This window comes from Streptomyces antarcticus (genome assembly GCF_026627255.1).
Taxonomy (GTDB): Bacteria; Actinomycetota; Actinomycetes; order Streptomycetales; family Streptomycetaceae; genus Streptomyces; species Streptomyces antarcticus.
The window spans coordinates 1-8817 of sequence record NZ_JAPNLM010000065.1 but is presented as its reverse complement, the minus strand read 5'-3'; the positions used below and the strand labels follow the sequence as shown (position 1 = coordinate 8817).

The 8817-nt window shown below is 69.3% G+C and carries 9 protein-coding genes and 1 pseudogene; 2 read left to right on the top strand and 8 right to left on the bottom strand.

Annotated features, from left to right (window positions below; genetic code table 11):
- The first annotated feature begins 33 nt into the window (after nt 1-33).
- Nucleotides 34-300, top strand: a complete 267-nt coding sequence (locus OTB16_RS38775) for a hypothetical protein (RefSeq protein WP_267727599.1) — start codon at nt 34-36, stop codon at nt 298-300.
- Between the two features lie 134 nt (nt 301-434).
- On the opposite strand, the gene OTB16_RS38770 is transcribed toward OTB16_RS38775, so the two are convergent.
- Both OTB16_RS38770 and OTB16_RS38765 read right to left on the bottom strand, forming a co-directional pair.
- Nucleotides 435-644: a hypothetical protein gene (locus OTB16_RS38770; protein ID WP_267727597.1), complete on the bottom strand. Its 210-nt coding sequence runs from the start codon at nt 642-644 to the stop codon at nt 435-437.
- A gap of 5 nt (nt 645-649) precedes the next feature.
- Entirely contained in the window at nt 650-970 is a 321-nt protein-coding gene (locus OTB16_RS38765; protein WP_267727595.1) for a hypothetical protein, read from the bottom strand.
- Between the two features lie 204 nt (nt 971-1174).
- On the opposite strand from OTB16_RS38765, the gene OTB16_RS38760 reads away from it, so the two are divergent.
- Nucleotides 1175-2416: a cation:proton antiporter gene (locus OTB16_RS38760; protein ID WP_267727593.1), complete on the top strand. Its 1242-nt coding sequence runs from the start codon at nt 1175-1177 to the stop codon at nt 2414-2416.
- A 636-nt stretch (nt 2417-3052) separates the two neighbouring features.
- Here OTB16_RS38760 and OTB16_RS38755 read toward each other — a convergent pair.
- The 6 genes and pseudogenes from OTB16_RS38755 to OTB16_RS38730 form a co-directional block, all read right to left on the bottom strand.
- Nucleotides 3053-4093, bottom strand: a complete 1041-nt coding sequence (locus OTB16_RS38755) for an SPFH domain-containing protein (RefSeq protein WP_267727591.1) — start codon at nt 4091-4093, stop codon at nt 3053-3055.
- Nucleotides 4094-4096: 3 nt separating this feature from the next.
- Nucleotides 4097-4528, bottom strand: coding sequence for an NfeD family protein (locus OTB16_RS38750; protein ID WP_267727589.1), 432 nt, complete (start codon nt 4526-4528; stop codon nt 4097-4099).
- A gap of 176 nt (nt 4529-4704) precedes the next feature.
- Nucleotides 4705-6228 carry an ABC transporter permease gene (locus OTB16_RS38745; protein WP_267727587.1) on the bottom strand — a complete coding sequence of 508 codons (1524 nt, stop codon included), beginning with the start codon at nt 6226-6228 and terminating at the stop codon, nt 4705-4707.
- A gap of 101 nt (nt 6229-6329) precedes the next feature.
- Nucleotides 6330-7220, bottom strand: coding sequence for an ABC transporter ATP-binding protein (locus OTB16_RS38740; protein ID WP_267727585.1), 891 nt, complete (start codon nt 7218-7220; stop codon nt 6330-6332).
- Nucleotides 7221-7871: 651 nt separating this feature from the next.
- Nucleotides 7872-8003 carry a hypothetical protein gene (locus tag OTB16_RS38735; protein WP_267727583.1) on the bottom strand — a complete coding sequence of 44 codons (132 nt, stop codon included), beginning with the start codon at nt 8001-8003 and terminating at the stop codon, nt 7872-7874.
- A 703-nt stretch (nt 8004-8706) separates the two neighbouring features.
- A pseudogene (locus OTB16_RS38730) lies at nt 8707-8817 on the bottom strand (IS630 family transposase); the annotation flags it as partial.

Sequence of the window (8817 nt, the reverse complement as noted above, 5' to 3'; positions counted from 1 at the left end):
CGGCGCCAACGACTGACGCGAAGGAGAGGGCGGGTGGCAGCAACGCTCCTGGGGTTGGCGATCGTCGTCGCAGTCCTCGTGATCAGGACAGCGGTCACCGAGCTGCGAGAACCCGGGGCCGGGCGTCGGCAGTGGCGATTTCTACGGGAACCGCGTGCCTTGGCGGCGGGGGCGCTGGTGGCGATTGTCCTCGCCCTGGCCGGCGGGCGGTCGGCGGCCGGGGCGTCGGCCCTGCCCTGGGCGTTGATGGCAGGTGCCTTGGTCGCCTTCACCATCGGCGGACGCCCACCCCCGGACTGAACCTCGCACGGCCGTCGTCGTCAGACGCTTTCGGCTGCCGCCCGACCTTGAATGCAGGCATACGGAGCGCGGGCGGGGTGCCGAACGGCCCCAGGGGACTTACGGGAGCACACCGAGGGCCTCGCCCTATCTACTCAGCCGGAGCTGGCCCATGAGCCAAGCATGACCAGGCCCGTGATGAGCGAGGCAAGGCCGATGACCAGCACCGGAAATCCGGGGCCCGGCAGGACGTACAGCAAGGCGCCGGCCAGCGTTACAGGGGCACCGGCGACCACGAGGGCGACCGCGATACGGGGTTCCGTGAGGTTGCGCCGCGCCCATTCACGGAGTCTGCCTCCAGGCATCGCGGTCACCTCTTCGCGCGCGTGTTCACGCGGTGGGAGGTCAGTTCGGCGCGCAGGAAGCACACTACGGCCGCCAGCACGAAGCCGAAGCCCAAACCCGTGCAGGCCATGACGACGCCCGAGGGTGCGTCGATCATGCGGGGGACGGCGTTCAGCGGCATGACGGCATAGAGGCAGAGGAGCGCCCATGCGTAGGGGCGGACGGCCAGCCGCCGCCCCCGAAGCCCGCGCGGCGTCCAGCCGTTGAGCACCGCCAACGCCAGGGGGAGCACGAGCAGTGTGCCTACTGCCAGCGCGATGCCGTGGTACAGCGGATTTCCGTTCATGGACACCTCTCTGATGCGTACGCCCACGATAGACGCCCGCTAAGTGACACGTTCATGCCGGAGTCCGGCAATGTACGAGCGTCCGGACTGCCGTCAGAGGCCCGTCAAGACGGCGTAAGGGATACGTAAAGTAGCCGCTGGAGTGCCGGGAAGCCTGGTCGGCGAATACGGAACCCATCTCTTCTCGAATCGGGGGCTTCTGCCATGGTGCTCGTCGCTGTCTTCGGTGTGGCGCTGTTGATCGCCGTACTGTTCTCCGGGCTCGCCGCCCGAACCGTGCTCTCGACCGCGCTGCTGTTCCTCGTGGGCGGGGCGCTGGTCAGCGACGGGTTCCTCGGGTTGATCCACATCACCGCCGACAGCCCGATCGTGGCGGTCACCGCCGATCTGGCCCTGTTCGCGGTGCTGTTCACCGACGGCATGCACGTCTCCTTCCCGAAGCTGCGGGAGAACTGGAAGAACCCCGCCCGCGCGCTGGGGCTCGGCATGCCGCTGGCCATGGCCGGCATGGCACTGATCACCCACTACCTCGTCGGGCTGGACTGGACCACGTCCTTCCTGGTCGGCGCCGTGCTGGCGCCGACGGACCCGGTGTTCGCCTCGGCCATCGTGGGGCGCAAGGAAGTGCCGGCGAAGCTGCGCCAGCTGCTGAACGTGGAGAGCGGCATCAACGACGGTCTGGCCCTTCCGGTGGTCCTGATCCTCATCGCCGTCGCCGGACCGACCTCCGGCCAGATACAGGCGTCCATTCCCATGATCGGGATGGAGCTCGGCCTCGGCCTCGTCTTCGGAATCGTGCTTCCCCTGGTCGTCGCCGGTCTGGTGCGGCTGCGGCTGCTGGGGGCGGAGCCCAAGCTCCAGCCGCTGTTGCCGCTGGCAACGGGGATCATCCTGTACGGGCTGTGCCACCTGACGCACGCCAACCCGTACCTGGCCGCGTTCTCCGCCGGCGCCGTGCTGGCCGCCGTATCCCCGGAGGCCAAGACGGTCTTCGAGCCGCTCGGCGAGGCGCTGGCGGAACTGGCGAAGTTCGCCGCTCTGCTCGTCTTCGGTGCCCTGCTCACACCGCAGTTGTTCGGCGACCTGTCGTGGGGCGGCTACGCGGCCGTGGTTCTGGCGATCGTGCTGATCCGCCCGGTCTCGTTGCTGCTGTCGCTGCTGGGGACCCGGCTGGACCGGCGAGAGAAGCTGGTCGCTGCCTGGTTCGGACCGAAGGGCTTCGCGTCCGTCGTCTACGGCCTGCTGGTCCTCCAGGCCGGCATCCCGCAAGGCCAGGAGGCGTACACCCTCATCGCGATCTGCATCGCCTTCTCGATCATCGCCCACAGCAGCACCGACGTCCCCATCGCCCGCCTCTTCCACGTCGACGACCTCGCCGGAATTCCGGCCGCAGGGTCGCCCAAGCCGGTCACCACGGCCCGAGAGACGAGCAGTGTCCAGTCGTGAGACGAGTCGCCGTGAGCGGACACGCGCCCGACGCGGGCGGCGCCTACGCGTCCAGGGCGTGCTGGCACTCCTCGGCGGCCTGGGCAGCGTCGCGGAGCCTGCCGTCCTGTTCGCCCTGCTGCCCGGAAACCGTCGAGGACGAGCGCGCCTACGCAGCGGCCCGCCCCTGCACCACGCCCCGGGCGCTCCCTGAAGAGGAATGCGTACGCTCGACGGGCCCTACTGGCTGCACCCGATCGTCTGAGCCACAGCTGCCCTGACCGTGCTCGCTGTTGCCCTTGTCATCCAGCGTCTCGGTAGGAAGGAAGGAGAGCGGTGAACTGGCCTGACATGCGCATCCAAGTCATCTCGCTGACGGCTTGGTGGGCCGTGGTCACAGTGCTCATCTGGGCTGTCAGCTTAATAGCGGACCAACCCGCTTCCCCTGGGGCATGCGCGGGCAGCGCCGCTCTGCTGACCGCTCTCGGTGAGATCGGCGACTGGCTGCGAAGGCGCTGGTCCGCAGCCAGGTCGGCAAGTAGACGCCGCGAACCATGACGGTCGGGCCGAGGCACGGGGCCAGGGGCGTCGTGGTTACTTGCCGACGTGGGTGGGAGAGGTCGGTCGGCGGTGCTGCCTCGTCACCGCGTCACCGCGTCATCCGGCCTCGCGCCGTGGTGCGAGCGCGCTGGCGGCCGCGTTGTCGGCTTCCGCCGCGTCGGCGAGGGCCTCGGCCGCGGCCTCCGCCGCTTTCGCCGCGTCGTTCGCGGCCTGGACGGCCAGGTCGTCGGAGGACGCCTCGCGGGTGGCGGCGGACTGGGGGAGGGCTTCGGTGAATGCGCGGGTGACGTTCTGTAGGGCGGAGGTGACCTCTCCGGGTATCACCCAGAAAGTGTTGCCCGGGCCTTGCGCGAGCTGGGGGAGCACCTGGAGGTACTGGTAGGCGAGCAGTTTGGGGTCGGGGTCGTTGCGGTGGACGGCCTGGAACACCTCGTCGATGGCCCGGGACTGGCCCTCGGCTTTGAGGATCTCGGCGGTCCGGTTGCCCTCGGCGCGCAGGACCGCGGACTGCTTGTCGCCTTCCGCGGTGAGGATCTGCGACTGGCGCTGCCCCTCGGCTCCGAGGATGGCGGCGCGCTTGTCGCGCTCGGCCCGCATCTGCTTCTCCATCGCGTCCTTGATGGACTGCGGCGGGTCGATGGCCTTGATCTCCACGCGGTTGACCCGGAGCCCCCACTTGCCGGTGGCCTCGTCGAGGACCCCGCGGAGCTGGTTGTTGATGGTGTCCCGTGAGGTCAGGGTCTTCTCCAGGTCCATGGACCCGACGACGTTGCGCAGCGTGGTGACGGTCAGCTGTTCCACCGCCTGCAGGAAGTTCGCGATCTCGTAGGCGGCCGCGCGCGGGTCAGTGACCTGGAAGTAGAGGACGGTGTCGATCTCGACGACCAGGTTGTCCTCCGTGATGACCGGCTGAGGTTTGAAGGAGACGACCTGCTCGCGCAGGTCGATCACGGGATAGACGCGGTCGATGTAGGGGATGACGACGTTGAGCCCGGGCTTCAGGGTGCGGTGATAGCGGCCCAGCCGTTCGACGTTGCGTGCCCGGGCCTGCGGGACAATCCGTACCGCCCGCACCACGGTGAACACCGCCAGCACCGCGACGAGCAGGCCGACTAGGAGAAACGCGGAAACTTCCATGGTTCACTCCCGGGGGTAGACGAGCGCGGTGGTGCCTTTGATCTCGATGACGTCGACGGTCGTGCCGGGAGGGATCACCAGCGTCTCGTCGTAGGCGCGCGCCGTCCATTCCTCACCGCCGATTCGGACCCTGCCGGCCAGCTTCGACACCTCCGCGGTGACGTAGGCGGCTCCGCCGACGAGGGCGTCCACGCCGAAGCGCTCTTCCGTCCGCGGGGACAGGCGACGGAGGGCGACAGGGCGGACGAACACCAGACCGATCGTCGCCACGACCGCGAACACCAGGAACTGCCACGCGAGGGGAAGCCCCAACGCCGCGAATGCGGCGGTGACCAGTGCTGCGCCGCCGAGCAACCCGAGTGCGGCGGTGAGAGTGACGATCTCCGCCGCGCCCAAGATCACCGCGGTGATCAACCAGATCAGCCAAGGATCCATCGCTTACGCCTCCTGATGAGCGACGAGCGAATATATTTGGCCTTTTGTTACTTTTACCCCATTATGCGGTGTCGTTCCCCGCATGCCGATGTCCACGCTGATCCGCTGCTCGAGGCCGCGCCGCTGTTCGGCAGCGTGGAGAGGGCGTAGAGGCGAGGTCCACAACCGGCATGCGGTCAGATGCGAAGGTCCCGCCGCCGGTAGCGGACGACGCCGGCGGCTGCGGCGAGCGCGGCGACTGCCGTCATCACGATGGCCGCGGGCCAGTTGACGGGGACGCCGGGTACGGCGGCCAGATGCGCGAACGGGGACAGTTGGCCGACCCATACCGGCCAACCGGATGTGTCGGCGATGACCTTCAGCAGGAATCCACCAGCTGCTGGGATCGATCCGAGGGCGGTGACCGCGCGCGGGGCCCAGCCCAGCGCGAGTACACCGGCGCCGAGGCAAAGGAGCGCGATCGGTAGCACATTCCACGCCCCGGACAGCGCGTCGGCAAGATCGAGGTCGGCACCGACGGCCTTGGTTCCGGCCCATGTGGCGAGGCCGGCGACGGTGGTGATGACGATGACGCCGCCGAGTGCGGCGGCGATCTCGCCGATGAGCAGCCTCGCCCGGGTGAGGGGCTGGGCGAACAGAAGGGTCAGCCGCCCGCCGGATTCGTCGTCGGCGAGCGTGGCCAGGCGGACCGCGACGAAAGCTCCTGCCGGGACGGCCAGCAGTGCGAACAGTGTGGCGGCGTATCCCTGAACGGTGCCGAGCCCGGCGAAGCCGGCCTGTGCGGCGAGATCAGCGAAGCGCGGATTGTCGGCGAGGAAGGCCGTCATGGACACGGCCAACACCCCGATGAGCAGGTAATAGGCACCTACGCCAGCCGACCAGGCGGCCAGTGGCCGCACCAGCCGGCGCACCGCGAACGCCTCGACGGAGCCGAGCATTCTCATCCGCGGTCCCCGGCCGGAGGGAGAGCGCAGGTGACCACCACGGATGTCGCGCCGCCCCGCCGCGGCCGCGGCGCCGGCGGCAAGAACCAGGCAGACGACCACCAGGATCACCAGTGGCCACAGCCGGTTCCCGTCGTACGGGCGTACCAGCGCCATCAGGCCGAACGGCGACAGCCAGCGCAGCCACCCCAAAGCGGCGACACCGTCCCCGACCATTTTCAGCAGCATGCTGACGCCGAGGACCGCCACCGCTGCGCCGCTGGCCGAGGATCGCGTCGCGAACACCTGGGCGGTCATCGCGCCCGCCGCGACGAAAAACACGCCGCACAAGGCCAGGCCGGCACTATGCACCGCGGCGCCGCCCGCAGCTGCACCCGTCGCGATCAGGCCGGCGAACGCGCCTGCACCCGCAAGGAGTGACACCGTGACCAGGACGGCGATGTGGCGTGCCACCACGGTCGTGACCGGAACCCGCCCCGCGAGCAGGACATCCCACCGCCCGGCATCTTCCTCACCCCGGGTGATCCGCGTTGCGGCGAGCAGCGCCCACACCCCTAGCACGACCGCCAACGCCGTCCCTGTACGCCACACGGCGAACCCGCCGGCGTCATCCAGCGCCACCGGTTCGCCGAACAGCGTACGGATCGCCGGGTTCCCCGCTAGTGCCTCCAGTGCTGCGGCATCCGCCGGATCCTTGACGGTGCTTCGGTGGGCGGCCACCGCCACCGCCGACATCCCAGCCGCAACAGCGGTCACGATGAGCGCTCCGCGCCTGATCTGACGCAGAGCCAGAGCCGTCACCGCCAAGCGCGCCCCGCGACCGAAGTCGGTGCGCTCGGCCGCCGGCTTGGGGGCCCTCACCGCTGCGTCCCGCCGTAGTAGCCGAGGAAGATTTCCTCCAGCGAGGGTTCCCGCACCGCGAGGCTGACCACGTCCGCAGCCGCCAGTTCCTGGAGCGCAGGCCCTGGGGGGCCTGTAAGGGTGAATCGTAGGGAGGCCGCGCCGGTCATCTCGACTGCCTGCACGCCGGGCACGTGGGCCAGGTCCGGTGGCGTGCCGGTGAAACACACCGTCACCTCGGTGCGGTGCAGCCGTCGCAGGTCCGTCACGGCGGCCACGTCGACGAGCCGCCCGGCACGCAGAATCGCCACCTTGTCGCAGACGGCCTCGACCTCGGCGAGCTGGTGGGAGCTGAGGAAGACGCTCTGGCCGTTGTCCCGGGCCTCGCGGACCGCACGACGGAACTCGAGTTCCATCAGCGGATCGAGGCCGCTGGTCGGCTCGTCCAGCACGAGCAGAGGCGCCCGGGTGGCGAACGCGGCAACCAGCGCCACCTTCTGCCGGTTCCCCGTCGAGTATGTCCGGCCCGGCTTGGACAGGTCGAGGTCGAACCGCTCGACCAGGTCGTTCCGGTAGGACCGGTCGGTGCCGGGGCCCGTGCGCGCCAGCAACTCAAGGATCTCGGCGCCGGTCAGCTGGGGCCACAACGCCACATCGGCCGGCACGTACGCCAGGCGCCGGTGCGTCACAGCGACGTCAGCCGCGTCGGTGCCGAAGATCGAGGCCCGGCCGGCGGTGGGGCGGGCCAGTCCCAGCAACAGCCGGATGGTGGTGGACTTGCCGGCACCGTTGGGGCCGAGGAAGCCGAACACCTCCCCGGCCGGAACGCTCAGATCCAGGCCGTCCAGAGCAAGGACTCGGCCATAGCGTTTGGTCAGGGATTCCGTACGGAAAGCGGGCGAGACCATGCGGGCCTCCAGAGTCGGCACGACGGGCACACAGCCCCTAACCGCCGACCAGGCTTCCCGGCACACCGCTGGTCAACATACTCGCGGCGCATCACGCTGGACAAGCAGCAGGCACAAAAATGGTTCGTGCTCTCGCCTTGCGGGCGGAGATGTCCGGCGACCCGTAGCCTGGCGGGCGGCTATGTCTCTACTCGGCTGGCCCCCGTGGCCGACACCGACCTTGTGCGTTCCGCGCGGACTCGTCGTGATGCGGGATCGCGGGCGTCAGTTCGGTGATCGGGTGCCGCTCCTGCCCCACAGGCCGATCCTGCGGCCTGGGAATGTGTTGCGAGCGCGCTGTGCGCCTCGGTGGCATCGGCGAGGGCTCCGGCGTCGGCTTCTTCGGATTTCACCGCGTCCTTCGCGGCTTGACGGCCAAGTCGTCAGAGGAGGCCTCGCAGGCGGCGGACCGGTGATGGACTTCGCTGCAGGCGCGCGTGACGTTCTGGAGGTCGGAGGTGACCTTGCCAGGTATCACCCAGAACGTGCTGCTCGGGCCCTGCGTGAGCCGGGGAAGCATCTGGAGGTGCTGGCAGGCGAGCAGCGGTATGCACCGGAGGCCGGGTCGTCTGCCCGCACCCGGTCTGTGATCCCTTCCGTGTCACCTTGTGATCAACCTTGGCGGGAGGCACACCACCAGGCGGCGATGGCCGCCAGGATGAGGGCACCGGCGGCGACGAGTTCCGGCCGCTCACCAGGCATCGTGTAGAGGGCGGCACCGGTGATCGTCAGGATCACTCCCACAGCGACAAGCGGTGAGACAGGACAGCGCATGGGCCCGCGGGTGCCCGCTGGGCGTCGCCCGGTACGGGGGAAGTGGCTCATGAAGGGCACTCCTGGCAGGAGGGTTCTCGACGGGCCAAGCTTCCCACGGGCTGTCCGCCGCGTCCGCTGGTTGTGTCCGGTCTCTCGCCAGCCGGGGGTGGGAAAGCTTTGCCTGTACTCCCGTCCGCTGCGCGCGGCCAAGGGGCGGACCGGCCGAGCTGTGGCGGTCACACGGAAGTGTCGTTGCAGGCCACGCAGCGGTCCAGGCCGAACTTCGCGGAGCTTGGCGCGGGTGCGGGGCGAGGAGTTGTGGACGGTGATGGCCGTGCTGTGCAGGCGGGCTGGGGCCAGCCTGCTCCGGACGGTTGTGCCCCGTTCGGGATGTGTGGCCGCCGGGGTAGGGTAACGGCGCTGGTCCTTGACCCACGTCCGATGCTCGGGCCTGACGGTGGCGCCGAGTCGGAGGGAAGTCGGTCGAGTGGCCGGACGTGTGGCTCTCGCCGCCCCATTCGGCGGCTAACCCCACCTCTTCGCAGCCCCCGCCACACTCTCTGTCGTGGCCGCATTTGTCTCGCCTTGATGGCGTCAGGAGGAGTCCGCATCCGGCCGTTGTCCAGGTCGGTTCCGAGCAGCAAACCAGCGTCACGTTCGCGCACACGGTGCCCATACTGACTTCGGCTCTTCAAGGTGACGTTGGTTCGTCGAGGGTGAGGCCGGTGCCGGCTATGAAGCCGTCGAGGGTGTGTGGCCGGTATTGCAGGCGCTTGAGGCGGTTGCGGACGAGTGCTTCGAG